The 941-nt window shown below is 40.7% G+C and carries 1 protein-coding gene; it reads right to left on the bottom strand.

The window, feature by feature from the left end; all coding sequences use genetic code 11:
* The coding region (locus ACODST_RS27800; RefSeq protein WP_488935347.1) for an RHS repeat domain-containing protein at positions 1-941 on the bottom strand (941 nt) is incomplete at both ends.

Below are 941 nucleotides of genomic sequence, written 5' to 3' on the forward strand. Positions count from 1 at the left end.
TTGTAACTGATACGAATATTGCCCAGATGATCTTTATACTGGTATACATATTTATAAGAACTTCCGTTAGTTTCTGCATACCCTTCGGCTGTTGGGAAAAACTTCAGAGCCGGTGTACAGGTCTCACAGTCTGTTTTATACTGAAAACCGTTTAGATAATCAGTCGTGATAACAGGTTTGCTGGTTTCGTTTACAATTTTCTGCAGTTTCTGGCCTGCAGCATTGTAAAGATACACAATATTGCCTGCAGCTGCGAAAGTTATTTTAGTGGGTAAGTTTAAATGGTTGTAAGTAATGGCGGTGATGTTTTTATTGTTATCAGAAATCATGTTTCCATTAACATCATAGGTATAATCGTTAACGGTATTGGCCGCACTTTCCACAAAACCTCCGGCTTTATAAGCAGCAGGTGCCGTATCTACCACTTTGGCAAGCTGGTTGCTGTTATTGCTGTTAAGATAGGTATAAGCCAGCTTGTCGATCTGGTTTAGAGCTGTGTCATTGTTTCCGTTACGGATAACAGACATGATATTCCCGTTTTTATCATAGGTCAGGCTCTCATCATAATAATTGGTAACAGCAGCTCCTTTTTTATAAACAGCGGCTTTTAAACGGTTTAAGTTATCGTAAGTATATCCGTAAGCCCTTATCACCCCGTTATCAGAATCTGAAGCCCAGTGCGTCTCCGAGATATTCCCGTTATAGAGCGCTTTTCCTCCGGTTACAGTGGGTGTACTGCTATACTGGAGTTTAAAAGCAAAGAGATCTTTTGGATCTCCTGTTTTAGCCAGGGCAGCAATATCATTAATCGTGGTAAGCCATCCGCGGATATTGTAATTGTAATGAATGTTCTGCAGGGGAACAGCTGCTGTGTTTCCTGTTTTTTTAGAAATAAGCTGTCCCAGTTCATCATAGGTATTCTCGGCCATCAGTTCCACAGT

The sequence above is a fragment of the Flavobacterium sp. FG19 genome (genome assembly GCF_057809475.1).